Raw genomic sequence first — 18,356 nt, 5'->3', positions numbered from 1 at the left:
AATGCGTTATTTCATTATCGACGATGACCGGGCGAGCCGCGCCATGTTGAAGCAAATCATTATTGAGGGCGGTCTTGGCATGGTCATTGGAGAAGAAGGCGGTGGTTCATCCACCATCCAAACGGTGATGACGCTCCGGCCCGATATCGTGTTGATCGACTTGCTCATGCCTGATATGGACGGTTTGGAAATGATCGAACGCTTGCAGGAACTGGGCTACATCGGACAGTTCATCATGATTTCCCAAGTGGATAATAAAGAGATGGTCGGCCAGGCCTATCAACTGGGCATCGAGTTTTTTATCCATAAGCCGATTAATCGGGTCGAAGTGCAAAGTGTCTTGAACAAGACGGCGGAGCAAGCGAAGCTCAAACAATCCTTGCTGGCGATTCAGCAATCCCTATCTCATCTTGGTACAAATCAAAGTGCGCGAAAACCGGTCCAGCTCCGGGGAACCGTATTATCCATTCTGAAGGATATGGGTATCGCCGGGGAAGCGGGGAGTGACGATCTGATTTCATTAGTGGAATTAACGATCACCCGCGATGAATTCACTACTTCTTTTCCTCCTCTGAAGGAGTTATACGAACAATCCGCCCGTCAAAAAGGATATGAGGGCGAAGCGTTGCATAAAGAAAGCAAAGCAATTGAGCAGCGCATCCGGCGGGCTGTCCACGCAGCGATGGAACATATCGCGTCGCTTGCTGTGCTTGACTACACGTTGCCGGAATTTGAGTATTATGGGCCTCGCTACTTCGACTTGCAGGATATCCGTTTGCTCGTAAATGCGATGGAAGAGAATGATCCACTCCCGAAAATTAAAGTGAACAGTAAGAAATTCATTCAAGTGTTATGTATTGAGGCAATGGAAAAACAAAGCGGAGCCTCCCGATTTGAAAAAATATGAGAAACGACGCAATCCTGATTTGTCGGATTGCGTCGTTTTCTGTAGGTTGACCTTATAGTTGAACGTAAGGTTCTTTTGAAAAGAAAGCGCTTGCAAAACGAAAGAGGTGACCTATAGATGAAAAAGTTGTTCAAACTTCCACTGGCGTATCAGATCTTAATCGGTCTCGTGTTAGGTATCATAGTAGGTGCCATTTTTTACGGAAATCCAGCTGTAGAGACATATTTAGATCCAATCGGTAAAATGTTTATTAATATGATTAAGATGATCGTAGTGCCGATCATCATTTCGACGCTCATCCTTGGGGTTGCAGGAACAGGCGATATTAAGCAGCTTGGGAAACTGGGCGGGAAAACACTTATCTATTTTGAAATTGTCACAACGATAGCGATCGTAGTCGGGCTGTTGGCTGCAAATATTGTTAAACCGGGTGTTGGGGTAGGTATGTCAGCCCTTTCGAAGGGGAATATCGACCAATATGTCCAGACGACAGAGCAAGTGCAACATGAAAGCTTCTTGGATGTACTTGTCAATATTGTGCCAAGTAACGTCATTCAAGCAATGGCGGAAGGCAATATGCTTTCGATCATTTTCTTCTCGGTTCTTTTCGGTCTTGGCGTAGCCGCGATCGGGGAAAAAGGAAAGCCGGTTCTGGCGTTCTTCTCAGGTGTTGCGGATACGATGTTCTGGGTAACGAATTTGATCATGCGATTTGCTCCATTTGGCGTATTCGCTTTAATTGGTGTAACGATTTCGAAGTTCGGTTTATCCTCATTGCTGCCGCTTGGAAAATTGCTTATCCTCGTCTATGCAGCTATGGCGTTCTTCATCCTTATTGTGCTTGGCGGTATCGCGAAACTCGTCGGATTCAACATTTTCTTCCTCTTTAAAGTATTGAAGGACGAGTTGATCCTCGCCTATTCGACATCAAGCTCGGAAACGGTTTTGCCGAAAGTGCTTGAGAAGATGGAGAAGATTGGCTGTCCAAAGGATGTTGTATCCTTCGTCGTGCCGACAGGTTACTCATTTAACTTGGATGGGTCCACCTTGTATCAGGCCATTGCAGCTATCTTCATTGCGCAAATGTACAATATCGATTTGAGCATCATGCAGCAGATTACACTTGTGCTCGTATTGATGATCACATCAAAAGGGATCGCAGGAGTCCCGGGTGTATCCTTCGTCGTTTTGCTCGCAACCCTCGGAACTGTTGGTATTCCGCTTGAAGGGTTGGCATTCATTGCGGGAATCGATCGGATTCTTGACATGGCCCGTACGGTTGTGAACGTTGTCGGCAACTCGCTGGCATCGGTTGTCATGTCGAAATGGGAAGGCCGTTTTGATGAACAAAAACAGAAGACATACTTCGAGACTGCAGAAGAAGCATAAACAAAAAGGAGCCCATCCATCGATCGGGCTCCTTTTCATTATTCAGCTACAACCTTTTCACTCATGAAGGCAAGCGTGTTGTCTTCTGTATCCGTAAAGAAGACCATCCATGTTTCGGTTTGGCCCATTTTGGCGATTAAGTGCGGTTCATCTGCGAAATGAACGCCTTTTTCCTTGAAATCAGCATACGCTTCGTCAATATGTTCCACGTGAAAATAAATAACGGAGCTGGCATTCGCAAATTCCTCTTTTTCTGGTGGGCTCAGCAGCAAACGCACGCCTCCACAATCAAAAAATGCCAATTGGCCTGCCTCAAACAGCTTCGGTACGCCGAGGACATTTTCGTAAAAGGAGACCGCTCTTTCAAAGTTCTTTACCGGTACAGCAATCTGACCGATTTTAGTAATTGTTTGATTCACCCTCATCACTCCTTTCCTTCTTACGTTTATCTTACAGAATTATGTTGAAGCCTACTTGTCCAAAATCACCTTTTTTCGATAGTCGAGAGGTGAGTGACCAGTAGCTAGTTTAAATGCTTTGCTAAAGGAAGCGGAAGATTGAAAACCGAGTTCGTGTGCGATGGCGGTGACCGTCCATTCATGAGTAGCCAATCGTTTCTTCGCCTCTGCTATGCGCAGCTCGGACAGTTGCTGGTAAGGAGTTCTGCCATAAACCTGCTTGTAGGACCGCAATAGATGATTCGTAGACATGCATGCCGCCTGAGCAATATCCTGTAATTGAATCGGCTCCTTGTAAAAGGCACGTATGAAATCATCGGCGATCGCAATCCGCCTGTACAACTCCTCTTTAGTGGAGGTTCGCTGCATTTGTAGCGATTCCATCTCTTTCCCCACAAACTGGTGGGTCGATACAAGGTGAAGCATAGTCTGATGAAACTGCTCCTCCAGCCAAAGTGGGTCGTGTTTGTGATCTGGATAGTGCTGCTTCATTTTCTGAAGATGGCGGAAGAAGCCGGTATTCATCTCGTATGTTTTCTCGAAAAATCCAATCTGTTTCTTGTCTCGAAAGGGATCGGTCAATAGCTGATCAGAGGTGTCAGTGAGCGTCCGGCAAACATCCTCGGCAAAACCATGCCGGAAAAAGAGACAGAACGATTCGACCTCTTGCAGTTCGTCAATGGCGATCGTATAGTCCCCTTCATTCAGCAATAAATACCGATTTTCTTCCACAGCGAAAAATCCTTTATCCGTCTTGTATAGCGCTCGTCCTCCATAGAAGGTTTTGATGGACAGCTGCCCATCTCCTTCCCAGTAGAACTCATCGCTTTTGGCATGAAGTATGAAATTGGTCGATTCGTCTTTTTTCATGTTTCGAGCACCAACTTAATTGTCATTAATTCTGAAGTATGGCGATATAAAAACGATGTCGAATAGTGAAAGGCTGAGTGCCGTGAACAGCAGAAAGAGCTGAGCTCACTTTTTCAGTCAGGGACAACCGTTCCTCTTCCTTCAGATTCACAAACCAGGAAAGAGAACGTAACCTTTCTCCCCATTCAGCCGCTGTGAAGGAAACCGTATACTCAAAATTGTACGTGTCCAATAAATCAAAACCGTGCTGCTTCCATTCTTCAAACCACTCAATAGGGAAGCTGTTGATGAACTGGGAAGCCTCTGCTTTTGAGCCGGCCGGTTTCATGAGACCCGGGGGCACATGATCTTTCAAAATCCCCATGGATTCCGCAACAATCGGATCGATGGACATAAACCCTGAGTCCATGACGAGCAGCTGTCCATGCGGTTTCAGGATTCGTTTGATTTCCCGCAGGGAGGCCTCCCGGTCGAACCAATGCCAGGCGCGCAACGCAACGGCCATATCGTATGAAGAATCCGGCAGCCCCGTGGCTTCGGAAAATCGATTATCATACTCAATTTCATTTCCCTTTTCTGCATCAATCCGCTGGGCTTCTGCGATCAATTCGCTAGACGGTTCAATGCCAATGACATTTGCTCCTTGGTCATGCAACAGACGAGTCAGCACGCCTGTTCCGGAACCTAAATCTGCAATTCGCTTCTGGGAAAAATCCACGCCTCTTGCATGTAAGCCCGGTATCAGTTCTGCCGGCAGATCGTTTCGAGACTGCGCGTAACTTTTCGCCACCTTACCAAAATCCACTTCCATGACGAACGCCTCCTTTTCCTAATCTTAACTGGAAAGCACCTTTCTGAGTAGACCCATTATACGATTAAGTGTCACTTGTCTGAATCTACGACCTAAGGCTGAATGAGAAATCGGACGGGGGCTCGTTATAGAGTGCTGGCCTCAAGTGGTACGGTTAAGTCAGTCAGTTGATTATGAATGGAAGGGGTTTACTTGTGAAAATTTTAGAAAGCATCGTACAGAAAAAGGTGTTGGTCGGTTTATTATCCGCCATGATCATTTTGTTAGGGATCTTGGCCGTTTTCCGGCTCGATAAAGAGATCATGCCTTCTGTCGGAACGGACGGCGGATATATCGTCATCGAGGCGGGGGATATGGCGGCGATCGACGTGGAAGAGCGAATTACTAACACGTTGGAACAGAAATTGCTGGCGCTCGGGGATGTGGAGAAGGTCCAGTCCTCAACAAAGCTCGGCGGCACGCAGCTCGATATGGTTTTCGCCAGAGGAAAAGGAGCGGGAGCCATACAGGAAGTGGAGCGGGTTGTGAGCAGCCTCCGTGCGGAGCATCCGGAAATTAAAGAAGCATACACAGGCCAATATGGGGTGCGCCAAGGGTATGAGTTCTTCATGGAAGCTTCCGGCGGCGATATGGAGGAAATGTCCTCTTTCGCACGGCAAGTGTTAAAACCGAGATTGGAAAGCTTGAAAGAAGTACAGGACGTCAATGTATCAGGCACGGTAGAGCGCGAAGTGTCTATCCAATTGGATCGTAAAAAGATGGCGGAGCTCGGTATAGATGCCTCTTATGTAATCGGAAGCATCTCGGAAGGCAATTCGGAAATGACGCTTGGTGAGCTGAAGGCTGAGGATGGGAATGGCTCCTTGCTTCGCTGGCAAACAAAAGTGGAGGATGTAGAGGACTTGCGTAAAGTGGAGATACCGACCGCTACAGGGAACATCCCTCTTGGCGATATCGCTTCGATCTCCATTGAGCCGCTTGAGAATGCATCCTATGTATGGAAAAACGGCTCTAAGGATTTGATTTTCATCCAGATTGGGAGGGCGAATGGTGCGACTCAGCTTGATATGGCAAAGGCTGTCCGGGCGGAAGTAGATAAAATTCAGGAGAAAGGGCTGGTTAAAGACTTTGAGTTGAATGAAATGGTGGCGCAAGCCGACTTTGTTCAGGAATCAATTGATGGCGTGGCAGATAATATTTTGATCGGAAGTATTGTAGCGGTAGCCATCTTATTGCTATTTTTGAGAAACGTCCGCGCGACGCTGATTATCGGCATCTCCATCCCGACGTCTGTTTTGCTGACATTTTTGACGGTCTACCTGCTGGGCTATAGCTTGAATATGCTGACGCTGATCGGTCTTGGGCTTGGCATCGGCATGATGGTCGACTCCTCAATTGTCATATTGGAGTCCATTTATCGGCAGAAAGAACTCGGTTTAGGCAAACTCGATGCAGTTCTAGTTGGAACGAAAGAAGTCGCCGGAGCTGTCATTTCCTCCATGCTGACAACGATCGTTGTATTCCTGCCGATTGGTTTTATCGGAGGAGACATGGGTCAGTTCATGATCATCTTATCTATCGTCGTGGCGGTGACATTGATCAGCTCCGTCCTTGTCGCTTTCACCATCATTCCGACACTTTCGGAACGGTTTTTGCGCTACCGAAAATCGACGAAAGGAAAGGCGGAGGGCAAGGTCATGAGGCAGTACGGCGCCTCGATTTCCTGGATTGTCGGAAAGAAGTGGAGAAGCGGTCTTGTCATTGTCCTTTTCCTACTCTTGTTTGGAGGTTCGCTCACGTTAGTGAATAAAATTCCGATGACCGTCATGCCGGATATCTTCAATCGATATTCGGAAATTCTCATCGAGTTGGAGCCTGGCGTAGAAGGCAATGAAAAAGAGCAAGTCGTGCAAAAGGTGTCACAGCAGTTAGGCTCAATTGATGATGTAGACTCTACGTTCATTATCGACAATGGGAATCTGCTCATCGGAATAATTAATATGACAAAAGGCGACGCGATCAAGACGGAACAAAAAGAAGTGAACGAGGAAATTCTAAAATCATTACGGGCATTAACGGAACAAACCCCAATTAAGAATGTCCAAAGTGCAATGGATGGTCCAGGCGGGTCACCTGTCCAAGTGTTGATCAAAGGGGAAGACTTCTCGAAGCTTCAATCGATCGGGAAGGATTTTACAAAGAAGCTTTCATCGATTAAAGGGCTTGTCGGCATCACGGATTCCATGGATAACAGCCAGACACAGCAACAGGTCGTTTTGAAGGATTCCGCAATTGAAGAAGCGGGATTAACTAGGATGCAGGTGAAACAATTTCTACAGCAAGCGTTCATTGACATGCCTGTCGGTGAAATGGCTTATAACGAGGAACAGCTCCCTCTGATGGTCAGATGGGCAACCAAAACGAACTCGTCGAATGATGTCTTGAACATGGAAATTCCGACGGCGGCGGGAGAGTTAAAGCTCTCCTCATTAATTGAATTCAAATCGGTACAGACACCAAAAGAGATTGCGCATCTGGATGGAGAGCGTTTCATCACGATTGGGGCCGATATCGAAGGCAAAGATTTAGGAACGATTAATCGGGACGTCCAAAAGGTGATCAATTCGTTCGATCTGCCAGCTGGCTATGCAATCGACGCAGGCGGCGATATCGAGCAGCAACAGCAGCTAATGATGGAAATGGCGATCGTGCTTGGCATCGCGATGTTCCTAGTCTACTTCGTCATGGCAGTCCAATTCAATCATCTCGGCCATCCGCTGATTGTCATGTCCGTCATTCCAATGGCCATTATCGGAGTCATCATTGGCCTCTTCCTGACGCAGCGAGAACTCAATCTATTATCCGGAATGGGCGTCATTATGCTCATCGGCATCGTCCTGAACAATGCCATCCTGCTCATTGACCGGACGAACCAATTACGAAGAGAAGGCATGCAAGTGGAGGAAGCGCTTGTCGCAGCAGGGAAGCAGCGGATCCGTCCCATCTTCATGACGACACTGACAACAGTAGGCGGCATGCTCCCGCTCGCCCTGGCATCCGGTGCGTCCGGCAATTACCAGGCGCCGCTCGCTACAGTGCTCATCTCCGGATTGTTGTTTGCCACTATCATTACGTTGCTGTTGATTCCTGCGGTGTACCGTCTTGTCACTAGACGAGTGGCTGCCGTGAAAGAAACAGAGAAGGTGACAGACAAAGCGCTAACGAAAAGCGTGCCGGAATTTGTGAAATAACTCATCTTACAGCCCCTGCCTGCCACTTTGTGCAGGCAGGGGTTATGTTTGGTCATTGCATACTTGAGTGAATTACAGGTGGCGCCGAATTAGCCGTTGGTGGCGCCAAATAAAAGCTGCGGGCGCCAAATAAGCTGTAGCCCGCGCCAAATAATAGTTGAACACCAGAAAACCGGTCTGAACGCCAGAAAATCAAGACGAACGCCAGAAAGCCGGTCTGAACGCCAGAAAACCGGTTTGAACACCAGAATATCAGGATGAACGCCAGAAAGCCGAGCTGAACGCCAGAATGTCAAGACGAACGCCAGAAAACCGGGCTGAACGCCAGAAAATCAGGACGAACGCCAGAAAACCGGGCTGAACGCCAGAAAATCAGGATGAACGCCAGAAAACCGGTCTGAACGCCAGAAAATCAAGACGAACGCCAGAAAACCGGTTTGAACGCCAGAAAATCAAGACGAACGCCAGAAAGCCGGGCTGAACGCCAGAAAATCAAGACGAACGCCAGAAAGCCGGTCTGAACGCCAGAAAATCAAGACGAACGCCAGAAAGCCGGTCTGAACGCCAGAATGTCAAGACGAACGCCAGAAAGTCGGTCTGAACGCCAGAAAATCAGGATGAACGCCAGAAAGCCGGTCTGAACGCCAGAAAATCAGGATGAACGCCAGAAAACCGGGCTGAACGCCAGAAAATCAGGACGAACGCCAGAAAACCGGGCTGAACGCCAGAAAATCAAGCCGAACGCCAGATAATAATTGCGGGCGCCAAATAAGCTGTAGTCCGCGCGAAATACTAGCCACAACAGGTGCCAAATTACCTGTAGCCCGCACCAAATAATAGCCACAGACGCCATATGAACGGAACGCCAGGAAAGCTGTCCCACCTGACCGAATTAACCTAAAAAAGGATGCCTTTAACGCACTCTATTGTAGTCCGTTTCAATTCCCGTTAGAGTACAAGTATTGAGAAATCCGGATTCAGGGAAACACTCAAAGCGATTTAGGAATAGGGGGAAACAAAATGTCTCACGTATTGACAGTTAAAGCAGAGGATTTTCAAAAAGAAGTATTGGAAAGCGAATTACCGGTATTTGTTGATTTTTTTACAGATGAATGCGGTCCATGCCAAGCGTTCGAACCGGTTTTAGAAGATGTGGCAGAAGATTTATCCGATAAAGTCAAGTTCGTTAAACATTGGGTCACATATGAAGACTTTGAAGCGAAATCAAACCCAGTGCAATTGAAATACGACATCGTTGCATTTCCATCGTTGTATCTTTTCAAAAACGGTGAAGTTGTCAAAACGTATATTGGTTATTTAAATCGTCAAGACTTCCTTGATTTTCTAGAAGAAGTTCTTTGATTTACAAGAGTGTTTGGAATGAAAAGTTCCAAGCGCTTTTTTTATTGTCCAAGACTCGACCGGCAGGCCGTTCCATCTGTACAATGAAAGGAAGAAAGGGGGAGACGCCCATCATGAATGCCAAGGAAATGGACAATCAACTGCGTATTAAAACAGAGGGGACGCTTGAGCTCTTAAGTCAGTCTCCGCACTATAACCGATATGAAGCCACTCCGTATGATGCGTTAGACGAGTTGTTTCGTGAATACGAGCTTCAGAAGTCAGATGGCTTTGTCGATTATGGATGTGGGAAGGGACGGGTCTCCTTTTACATCCACAACCGTTTTCATTGTAAAGTGACCGGGATTGAGATGAATGGCCGACTGTACGAGGATGCCTTGACGAATTTATCTCATTATCGCGGCAAGGCACAAAGGAAAAAGGATGGGCCGCTTCATTTTGAGCGCTGCTACGCGGAAACATTTGAAGTGGCACCGACCGATAACCGCTTCTATTTCTTCAATCCGTTTTCCGTGCAAGTCTTCACTAAGGTCGTCGGCCGCATTTTGGAATCGGTTGCGGATCACGGGCGGCCGATCGATCTCATTCTATATTACCCATCGATGGATTACGTGCAATATCTTGAAACCAAAACGGCCTTCAATTTGCTCAAAGAAATCAAATTGGGCGGAATCTATGAAAATAATGAGGACGAACGATTTCTCATTTATCAGCTTCAGGCGTGACATTTGAAGAAACAGGATGGTATGTACGACTTCCCGGCAGACCTTTGCAGTTATCCCACGCTGCAATGGCCTCCGCCTGGCTTTTACCCTTATTATTCGGATCGGCGAAGTAGTCTCGGATGAATCGATTGTATTCAAATTGGGGAGCGATCTGCTTTTTATAGGAAGGATCTTTTTTTCGCTCCTCCTCCTCGTGCCAAGCGGTCACTGCATCACGATAAGTTTTGCCGATGTTTTGCTTAAAGTAATTTTGAATGAACGTCGAAAAATGGAACGTCGGGATGACCGTTTTGAAAAAGGCCCGTACATGTTGGCTGCATCGGTGGTCTTCTGTAATGACCGTATCAAGATTTAATTCTTTTTGTTTCTTTGGCCGAGCAGTTGCCTGGCGCATCGGCTTTGTTATTTCCCCGGTTTGTAGAAATGTACGGATACGGTCAGTTATTTCTCCTTTTGAACCTGCTGCGCTCAGTCCGTTTCCCCTGCAAAACTCTTGTAGTTCTACTTTAAGCCAGTAATAATCCAAGAACTCTTCAATTGAAATATCTGCATTTAAGATTGGTCTCATGAACTTACCTCCTCTCTATATAGTAGAACGCAGGTTCGTATTAATCAATACAAATCAGGCCACCTTACAGAAAGGTGGCCTGATTTCATAATAAATGCATCGCTTCTTCCGCTTCATCCCACGGGACGGCGTAGCCTTTCCCTTTGGCGCAGAAGATGGAGGACGACGTGTACTCTGGATCGGCGTCTTTGTTGTAGCCGATCTGCTCGATAATCGCGTCTGGATTATGACAGACGTCGTAGCCGCTGAATCGCAGTGTCATCGCCCCTTTGCCATTCGTGAACGAAGCGAATACGGTGCTGTAATTCATGAAGGTAGCGACGGGAACGCGGGCAGTGATGATCGTTTTGTCTCCGAGTGTTTCAGGAGGATCAAACGTGCCGTGCGCCTGCTGGATATCCGAAAGGACCCGGCCGATGTGATCCATGTCTATTTTGATTTTCACGTCATAATACGGCTCAAGCAGGACATTGTCCGCTTTCTCAAGCCCTTGTCGCAAGGCGCGGAACGTGGCTTCCCGGAAATCGCCCCCGGATGTATGCTCATTATGGCCTCTACCGGTCAGCAATGTGATTTTTACGTCAGTAAGTGCCGAACCTGTCAATAAGCCATGATGATCCTGTTCAAATATATGGTGCTTGATCAGGTTTTGATTGCCAACGGATAGGTCGTTCGCGTGACATTCATTTGCAAAGGATATGCCTGAACCCCGTTCTGCTGGTTCAATTCGAAGATGCACTTCCGCATAATGTTTGAGCGGTTCAAAATGCCCGTAGCCGTTCACAGGTGCTGAGATTGTTTCTTTATAAAGAATAGTCGGCTGTCCAAAATCAATGTCATAGCCGAACCGGTCACGAACGACTTGCTTCAGCACTTCCAGCTGAATGACGCCCATCACATGAACATGCAATTCCTGGACGTGCTCATTCCAGACGACTTGCAAGGATGGATCCTCCGCATCGAGTGTTCGAAAGGCGTGCAGCATATCTTTCAGTGGGATGGACGAATCAAAACGGACGCTGGATCGCAATGTAGGAATCAAATCATAGGAAGCGGAGTCCAGCATTGTTCCGATTCCATCCCCGATGGCGGATTCAGCCAGCCCCGTCACGGCAATCAATTCACCCGCGACCGCATGATCATCATTCGTAAATTTCTTCCCGTTGTAGCGTCTCAACTGGGTCACTTTTTCAACCGCTGTGGCGGTAGTTATTTCATCACGCACACGGAGCGTACCGCTCGTCAGTTTTAAAAACGTTACCCGGCTGCCGTTCTCGTCATGTCGTATTTTATAGACCCGGGCTGCCAATTCACCTTCCGCAGAATAATTCGTCTCCGTCAGGCGGTCGAAGGCGTCCAAAAACTCCTGGATGCCAATATCTTTTAACGCGGAGCCGCAGCCATACGGGAAAACTTGAAGCTCCTGGATCATGCGTCTCAGTGCATTCATCCATGCAGCCTCATCATACTCCCCATCCATATAACGCTCCAAAAGCTCTTCGTCTCTTTCTGCAATAAACTCAATGAGTTCGTCAGTTAAGGTCCCGTCATTTAATTGGGATAAATCCAGAAGTTCGCTTGTAAAGGACATGCTCATTTCATTTAAGATGCCAGGAATATCGGTGCCTTCCCGATCGATTTTATTGAGAAAAAAGAAGGTCGGAATCCGATGTTTCTGCAGGAGTTGCCAAACCGTTTCGGTATGTCCTTCCACGCCATCAGCTGCGCTGATCAAAACAATGGCAAAATCCATTACTTGAATGGCCCGTTCCATTTCCGGTGAAAAATCGACGTGGCCTGGCGTGTCAATAATTGTATAAATGGAATCGTTGTATGTGAAATTTCCTTGCTCCGCAAAGATGGTGATGCCGCGGTTCCGTTCGATTTCATGGTTATCGAGGAAAGTATCCTGATGATCGACCCGTCCCCGTGTCCGGATGCTGTTCGTGTGGAAGAGCAATTGCTCGGAAAATGTTGTCTTGCCCGCATCGACATGTGCAAGAATTCCTATCGTTTTAAACATCGTGTACACCTCGTCGTTTCAGCTTCCCTCCATTATAACTCATTTTCCGATCGGCAAGCGCTTGATCCGTGGCCCGAACCAGTAGAAGAGTTCTAAGATAAGAGCTGATAGAATGCCCATTAAAAGCCCGTTCGAAAGTAAAGGCTGGACGAGTTCCGGTAACGGAGTAAACACCGTTGCCGGAAAGGTCATGACGGCCAGGCCGACAAGCGCAGGCAAAGCAACACGGTACACCGTTTTCGGTTCGAATGATAACCCTTCGATATTGCGTAGCGAAGAGCGGAATAATTGCAAATAAGCGACGAACAGGACGGTGTTGCCGACACTGTGCGGGATGGTGGAAAAGAAAGCTGTCAGGGAAGGGGAGAGACCTAAAACAATGAACAAGGCGGCCCCAAGAAAAAAAGGAGTGCGTTCACGAATGCCGGTCGACTGGAGGAAGCCAAGAGAAGAGGCGTACGGCGCAAAGGGGACAAGACCAAGCATTCCGGATAAGGTTGTCAGGATTCCTGTTAAAAAGAAAGAAGACTTATATTGAAAACGGGTTGTCACTTTGCCGAATAGATCCTCGGATTCCTTTAAGGTAGCGACCGTATTTGTCGTATTCAACAAACCCGCCATAATGACAGTCAGGACAATGCCCCACTCCAATGCCGGCTCGCCCCAGGGAAACCACTGAAGGAAGGGGGTTGTATGTATCGCTTCCTCCGATTCAGACGGGAAAAAGAAAGATGACGCCACCCAGCCTGCCACCATGCCGATCAAAAGATTCAACCGGCTGATTATACCTTTGCCCTTTACATGGATGAGAATCGTGAAGGTAGCGAGCAGAAAGGAAAAGCCGGCCATTTTCATATCAATGACAGACCCTTCATTCAAGCCGACCATCCCTTTCAGGAAGATAGAAATCAATTGATTGGCTAGCAATAAAAGAAACACGAACATGACGGCTGGCGTGAACCACTTCTTCAACAATTCACCTATGCCCAGCAGACCGAAAACCGCTAGAAGTGCTCCCGAAATCATGGCACCCACTGCAATGCTTCCACCGACCGTTGTCAATTCCATTCCGAGCGCATCCGCGGTTCCCGCCAAACTCAAAATGACACCCCACCACAGCCCTGACTGTCCTTCCATCAATGGAAGCTTATGGCCGATCCAACCTTGTAGCACGCAAGCGATCCCCGTGAGGATGAATGATCGCTGAATCGCTGACACAATTTCCACCTGCTCCAAATCAAATGCACTGCCTATCGATATCGGAATGACCACCGTATTTGCAAACATGAAAAACAACCATTGAAATCCCGCCAGCAGTGTAACGGATTGACTAGCCCTCATGCATAACACCAACCTCCCCAAGCACTTACTCTAGGTTACGAAACAATTAATTAGGAGCTACTATACCATAAAAGTATTCCGCCTGACTATATAATGATAGATAAATTAGAATGTTCAATGAAAATGAGGACAGGTGTTTTAACGTTGGGTCAGTGGCGCATGCGTGCTCGAATCACATCTTCGGCGTACCAAGATGGCGCATAAGCCCGCCTGCGATATCTATGAAACAAAGCCTAAATTGTCAAAAGCATTCAGCGCGGAATGAAGTGTTCCAGTACATGAGGGTTTGCCGCGGATTGACACCTAAGTCCGGGCGCTCCTATGAGGTTGGTTCACGCTTCGATCGCCGGTCCGCTCGTATAATGCCAGCAACCACTCGTATCCAGTTGCCAACCGCTCGAATATCCCGGGTACCGCTCGAATAATGCCAGCAACCACTCGTATTTTGTTGCCAACCGCTCGTATAATGCCGCGAGCCGCCTTTCATAACAGCGCTCCGCGTCCGCTGATTCCTTCAGCAGATGCTCATTAAAAAAAGCCGGCCCTGCAATAGAGGGCGCGGCTCAATTTTAATTTTTTTGTTCCTCCAGCAAGCGGGTGAAGTCTGCTTTTGAGAGGGGTTTGGCGTACAGGTAGCCTTGGACTTCGTCGCAGTGCAGCTTGTTGAGGAAGCAGGCTTGGTCTTGGGTTTCGACGCCTTCTGCGACGACTTGCAGATTCAGATTTTTGGCTAGGTCGATGATGGCTTTGACGATCATTGTGTTGTTTTCGTCCAGCTCGCGAATAAATGCTTGATCGATTTTTAAGTGAGTGAGTGGAAATTTACTTAAATAGATCAAGGAGGAGTAGCCTGTACCGAAGTCGTCGATGCTTGCGTTGACTCCCAGGTTGCGCAGTTCTTGCAATATTAGTTTGCCATGCTGGACATCGGACATGATGGTTTCGGTGATTTCTAAGTTGAGGTATTGCGGTTCGAGTCCTGTTTCGTCCAGAATTGCTTTGACATCTGATACGAAAGAAGGTTGCCGGAATTGCCGGATGGATACGTTGACGCTGATTCGCATGGGCGGCAAGCCTTGCTGCTGCCATTCTTTTGCGTCGCGGCAGGCCGTTTTCAGCACCCACTCGCCGATGGGCAGGATGAATCCGTTATCCTCCGCAATCGGAATGAAATAGGCGGGGGAAATGAATCCGCGTATCGGATGATACCAGCGGAGCAAGGCTTCCATTCCTTTCATCTGGCCCGTTTTCAAATCAAATTGTGGCTGGTAGGCAAGAGATAATTGATTGCGCTGCAAGGCTTGCCGCAATTCCATTTCTACCATGGTTTGCTCTACTAATTCATCGTGCAGTTGTTTTGTGAAAAATTGATACGTGCCGCGGCCGGATTCCTTTGCCAGATACATGGCGGAATCCGCATTTCTCATCAGGGAATTGTAATCCGTGGCATCTGCCGGATAGAAATTGATGCCAATGCTTGGCGCCACGAAGACTTCGTGCTGCCCCAACAGGTACGGATAAGACAGATCCTCCACGATTCGTTCAGCAATGGCTTGCACTGCAGGGCGATCGCCTGAACGAACGAGGACGACGAATTCATCGCCGCTTAGCCGTGCAACAAAATCCTTTTCACCCACAGAGAGAGACAATCTTTTGCCGACTGCTTGTAACAATTCGTCCCCGACATGGTGCCCTAGCGTATCGTTGATCATTTTAAATCGATCCAAGTCCATGAAGAGCAAGGAAAATTCTGAGTTGCCCTCTTGTGCATATTGGATCCAATCTGCCACCTGTTCCTGGAGCATCCGCCGGTTTGGCAATCCGGTCAGGTAATCGTAATAAGCCATATGTTCAATGACCCGTTCCGCTTCCATGCGTTCGGTAATGTCGATCGCCGTGCCTACCACTTCCTCTACCTGGCCATCCCTAAAAATAGGGGAGAGGTAAACGAGAAACGTCATGGATGAAAAGGGGAGCTCAAATTGAACGGTTTCGCCAGCAAGTGCTTGATGGAACAATGGAGAGAGCCATGATAGCTCTTTTTCGCCGTACTCCACGCTAAGTTTTCCATTGTTTAAGGAATCAGCTGTAACCCCTAATTTCTCAGCAGTTTTTCCTTCCATTAACGTAAACGTGATCGTTCCGCTTTCATCCTGCTTATATTTGAAGATCGCATTTTGCAGATTTTTAACCGTTTGCCTAAAGTCATTGAGCAATGCAATTTCAAGTGATTGCTCCGCCTGCTTCCGTGCAGTGATGTCGTGGCGGATTGAAATATATTGAACTGGCATCCCTTCTTTACCCAGGAAGGGGACGATAGTGGTCGCCACCCAATAGAGCGAACCGTCTTTCGCCCGGTTTTGGATATCTCCTTGCCAGACTTGTCCGCTTCCAATCGTCTCCCACATGTCTTGGAAAAAGCTTTTTGGATGAAAGCCCGAGTTGACGACGCGGTGTGTTTTGCCGATCAGTTCAACTTCCGAGTATTGCGAGAGCTCACAGAATTTCTCATTCACATACGTGATGATCCCTTTTGAATCGGTTATTGCCACGACTGAAGAGTGATCGAGTGCATTTTCGATATTCCGTAGATTCTCGACAGTCTCGATATATTGCTCGCTTGTGAGTTCCGATGCCGTCACGTCCGTATCTACGGAAATGAACCCATCAAATTCGCCTTGCTCATTAAAAATAGGGGAAATGATCGCCTCGACCCAGTAGGGTGAACCGTCTTTTGCCACACTTTTAATTTTGCGATGCCAGTAGCGATTGCTCAGAAAAGCCTCGTTCATCTCGGCAAAGAATTTGTCCTTATCATAGTCGGGGTTTAATAAACCAAAATCTTTTCCGATCAATTCAGATGCATCGTATTGAGAAAGAGTACAAAAGTTTTCGTTTACATGAAGAAGGATTCCGTCCCGGTCTGCCGTGGATATGCAAAATTTTTGATTGACGAGCAGATAAATAGATGGATGCTTTTTTAATTCCTCTATAATCATAGCTTCTATTCCTTTCCACTAGATGGGTGGCAATGCAAGTAATCCGTTGGTACTATGAATGATAATTCATATATAATTTTTACGAAATCATAATGACCTTTTTCTTATTTATTGTTTATCCGATTATACCATCTTACTATCTCGTTATCTACTTGCAGTCTGGAAGAAGATTGACGGAATTTTTACAAATAAAAACAAGTTTTCTCTACTGTTCTGGTCGTTTTGATTGTAAACTGAGAGTAAGAGGGAAGGGGGAGCATTTTGAAAAAGAAATATACGAAAACGGAGAAGAGTTGGATGTACTATGATTGGGCCAACTCAGCTTATTCCATTATCATCACGACAGCAGTTTTTCCGCTGTACTACAAAGCGGTGGCGACTGATGCGGGAGTGAGCCTGGCCCATTCAACGGCTTATTTGGGCTACACGGTGGCCATTGCAACGTTCATCCTGGCGATGATCGGCCCGATTCTTGGCACAATTGCAGATTACCAAGGATTAAAAAAGAAGTTTTTCTTCGCCTTTTTCTTATTGGGATCGCTATCGACCGTTTCATTAGCGTTCGTTCCCGGAGACAATTGGTTCATGTTACTTGTTTTATATACAATCACGGCGGTAGGTTTTCATGGGGCGAATATATTCTACGACGCCTTTCTTGTGGATGTAACATCGGAAGATAAAATGGATGATGTGTCAGCTAGGGGCTTTGGGCTAGGGTATATCGGGAGTACCATTCCATTTATTATAAGCATCGCAGTTATTCTGCTGGCGCAGAAAGGCGTGCTGCCGATCGGAACGTCCACGGCGAGCCGGATTGCCTTTGTCATTACAGGTATCTGGTGGTTCAGCTTTACGATTCCAATGCTTAAAAATGTTGTGCAACAGTACGGGATTGAACGGGAGCCTCGACTGCTGGCGGGGAGTTTTCGCCGCTTAGGAGCGACATTTAAAGAAATCCGCAAGTATCGGACGGTTTTCCTGTTTCTGCTTGCGTACTTTTTCTATATCGATGGGGTAGGCACCATCATTTCCATGTCGACTGCGTATGGGACGGACTTGGGCATTGATGCAACAAGTCTTCTAATCATCTTATTTGTTACACAGGTTGTTGCTGCGCCGTTTGCTATTTTATATGGCCGGCTGGCTCAGAAGTTTTCTGTAAAGCGAATGCTCTATGTCGGCATCTTTGTTTACATTGCAGTGTGTGTGTACGCCTTCTTCCTTGAAACGACGCTCGACTTCTGGATATTGGCCATGTTAGTCGCTTCGTCGCAGGGCGGCATTCAGGCATTGAGCCGTTCTTATTATGCGCAGCTCGTGCCGAAGGAAAAAGCGAACGAGTTTTTCGGTTTCTATAATATTTTTGGTAAATTTGCGTCTGTAATGGGTCCGTTATTGCTCGGTGTCACGGCCCAGCTAACAGGCAGTTCCGCATATGGTGTTTTTAGCTTGGTCATCTTGTTTATCATCGGTGGAACGATTCTTTATCTCGTTCCTAAACCTGAATCAGAGCTTGCCGCGCGGTAATAAAAAGCGCCATCCAAATAAATGGATGGCGCTTCAGACTGTAGACAAACTCGAGAAATTACAGAGTTTGCCTACAGTCTTTTTTCTTTTACAATGGAAGTAATAATAGAAAATGTTGATTTCCG

At 47.1% G+C, this 18,356-nt stretch carries 16 protein-coding genes; 6 read left to right on the top strand and 10 right to left on the bottom strand.

The window, feature by feature from the left end; all coding sequences use genetic code 11:
• The first annotated feature begins 1 nt into the window (after nucleotide 1).
• Nucleotides 2-907: a response regulator gene (locus L7D49_RS04840; RefSeq protein ID WP_238079696.1), complete on the top strand. Its 906-nt coding sequence runs from the start codon at nucleotides 2-4 to the stop codon at nucleotides 905-907.
• Nucleotides 908-1,024: 117 nt separating this feature from the next.
• Nucleotides 1,025-2,296, top strand: coding sequence for a cation:dicarboxylate symporter family transporter (locus L7D49_RS04835; protein ID WP_238079695.1), 1,272 nt, complete (start codon nucleotides 1,025-1,027; stop codon nucleotides 2,294-2,296).
• Between the two features lie 38 nt (nucleotides 2,297-2,334).
• Here L7D49_RS04835 and L7D49_RS04830 read toward each other — a convergent pair whose 3' ends face one another.
• The 3 genes from L7D49_RS04830 to L7D49_RS04820 are packed head-to-tail and all read right to left on the bottom strand — an operon-like array spanning nucleotide 2,335 to nucleotide 4,435.
• Nucleotides 2,335-2,715 (bottom strand): VOC family protein, encoded by a 381-nt coding sequence (locus tag L7D49_RS04830; protein ID WP_418895848.1) that lies wholly within the window; start codon nucleotides 2,713-2,715, stop codon nucleotides 2,335-2,337.
• A gap of 51 nt (nucleotides 2,716-2,766) precedes the next feature.
• The gene (locus L7D49_RS04825; RefSeq protein ID WP_238079693.1) at nucleotides 2,767-3,624 is read right to left on the bottom strand and encodes a helix-turn-helix domain-containing protein; all 858 of its coding nucleotides are present in this window, start codon (nucleotides 3,622-3,624) and stop codon (nucleotides 2,767-2,769) included.
• Between the two features lie 25 nt (nucleotides 3,625-3,649).
• A complete protein-coding gene (locus L7D49_RS04820) occupies nucleotides 3,650-4,435 on the bottom strand; it encodes a class I SAM-dependent methyltransferase (protein ID WP_238079692.1) in 786 nt (261 codons plus the stop codon).
• A gap of 194 nt (nucleotides 4,436-4,629) precedes the next feature.
• On the opposite strand from L7D49_RS04820, the gene L7D49_RS04815 reads away from it, so the two are divergent.
• Nucleotides 4,630-7,686, top strand: a complete 3,057-nt coding sequence (locus tag L7D49_RS04815; protein ID WP_238079691.1) for an efflux RND transporter permease subunit — start codon at nucleotides 4,630-4,632, stop codon at nucleotides 7,684-7,686.
• An 89-nt stretch (nucleotides 7,687-7,775) separates the two neighbouring features.
• Here L7D49_RS04815 and L7D49_RS04810 read toward each other — a convergent pair whose 3' ends face one another.
• Together L7D49_RS04810 and L7D49_RS04805 are read right to left on the bottom strand one after the other, a co-directional pair.
• Nucleotides 7,776-7,982: a hypothetical protein gene (locus tag L7D49_RS04810; protein ID WP_238079690.1), complete on the bottom strand. Its 207-nt coding sequence runs from the start codon at nucleotides 7,980-7,982 to the stop codon at nucleotides 7,776-7,778.
• A 356-nt stretch (nucleotides 7,983-8,338) separates the two neighbouring features.
• Complete coding sequence (locus L7D49_RS04805; protein WP_238079689.1) at nucleotides 8,339-8,569, bottom strand: hypothetical protein; 231 nt, start codon at nucleotides 8,567-8,569, stop codon at nucleotides 8,339-8,341.
• Nucleotides 8,570-8,706: 137 nt separating this feature from the next.
• Here L7D49_RS04805 and L7D49_RS04800 point away from each other — a divergent pair, with 137 nt between their 5' ends.
• Together L7D49_RS04800 and L7D49_RS04795 are read left to right on the top strand one after the other, a co-directional pair.
• Nucleotides 8,707-9,048 (top strand): thioredoxin family protein, encoded by a 342-nt coding sequence (locus tag L7D49_RS04800; protein WP_238079688.1) that lies wholly within the window; start codon nucleotides 8,707-8,709, stop codon nucleotides 9,046-9,048.
• A gap of 113 nt (nucleotides 9,049-9,161) precedes the next feature.
• The gene (locus L7D49_RS04795) at nucleotides 9,162-9,773 is read left to right on the top strand and encodes a class I SAM-dependent methyltransferase (protein WP_238079831.1); all 612 of its coding nucleotides are present in this window, start codon (nucleotides 9,162-9,164) and stop codon (nucleotides 9,771-9,773) included.
• Here L7D49_RS04795 and L7D49_RS04790 read toward each other — a convergent pair.
• The 5 genes from L7D49_RS04790 to L7D49_RS04770 form a co-directional block, all read right to left on the bottom strand.
• Nucleotides 9,751-10,341: a DUF6434 domain-containing protein gene (locus L7D49_RS04790; protein ID WP_238079687.1), complete on the bottom strand. Its 591-nt coding sequence runs from the start codon at nucleotides 10,339-10,341 to the stop codon at nucleotides 9,751-9,753. The two genes, L7D49_RS04795 and L7D49_RS04790, sit on opposite strands and share 23 nt — an antisense overlap.
• 85 nt (nucleotides 10,342-10,426) lie before the next feature.
• A complete protein-coding gene (locus tag L7D49_RS04785; protein ID WP_238079686.1) occupies nucleotides 10,427-12,364 on the bottom strand; it encodes a GTP-binding protein in 1,938 nt (645 codons plus the stop codon).
• A gap of 39 nt (nucleotides 12,365-12,403) precedes the next feature.
• Complete coding sequence (locus L7D49_RS04780; protein WP_238079685.1) at nucleotides 12,404-13,705, bottom strand: uracil/xanthine transporter; 1,302 nt, start codon at nucleotides 13,703-13,705, stop codon at nucleotides 12,404-12,406.
• A gap of 319 nt (nucleotides 13,706-14,024) precedes the next feature.
• On the bottom strand, nucleotides 14,025-14,192 hold the full coding sequence (locus L7D49_RS04775) for a hypothetical protein (RefSeq protein ID WP_238079684.1): 168 nt from the start codon (nucleotides 14,190-14,192) through the stop codon (nucleotides 14,025-14,027).
• 82 nt (nucleotides 14,193-14,274) lie between these two features.
• Nucleotides 14,275-16,704 carry an EAL domain-containing protein gene (locus L7D49_RS04770; RefSeq protein WP_238079683.1) on the bottom strand — a complete coding sequence of 810 codons (2,430 nt, stop codon included), beginning with the start codon at nucleotides 16,702-16,704 and terminating at the stop codon, nucleotides 14,275-14,277.
• Nucleotides 16,705-17,001: 297 nt separating this feature from the next.
• Here L7D49_RS04770 and L7D49_RS04765 point away from each other — a divergent pair, with 297 nt between their 5' ends.
• Nucleotides 17,002-18,231 carry an MFS transporter gene (locus L7D49_RS04765; RefSeq protein WP_238079830.1) on the top strand — a complete coding sequence of 410 codons (1,230 nt, stop codon included), beginning with the start codon at nucleotides 17,002-17,004 and terminating at the stop codon, nucleotides 18,229-18,231.
• Nucleotides 18,232-18,356: the final 125 nt, after the last annotated feature.

The sequence above is a fragment of the Sporosarcina cyprini genome (assembly GCF_022048975.1).
Classification (GTDB): Bacteria; Bacillota; Bacilli; order Bacillales_A; family Planococcaceae; genus Sporosarcina; species Sporosarcina cyprini.
The sequence above is the reverse complement of the archived record's forward strand: the minus strand, read 5'-3'. Positions and strand labels throughout refer to the sequence as shown.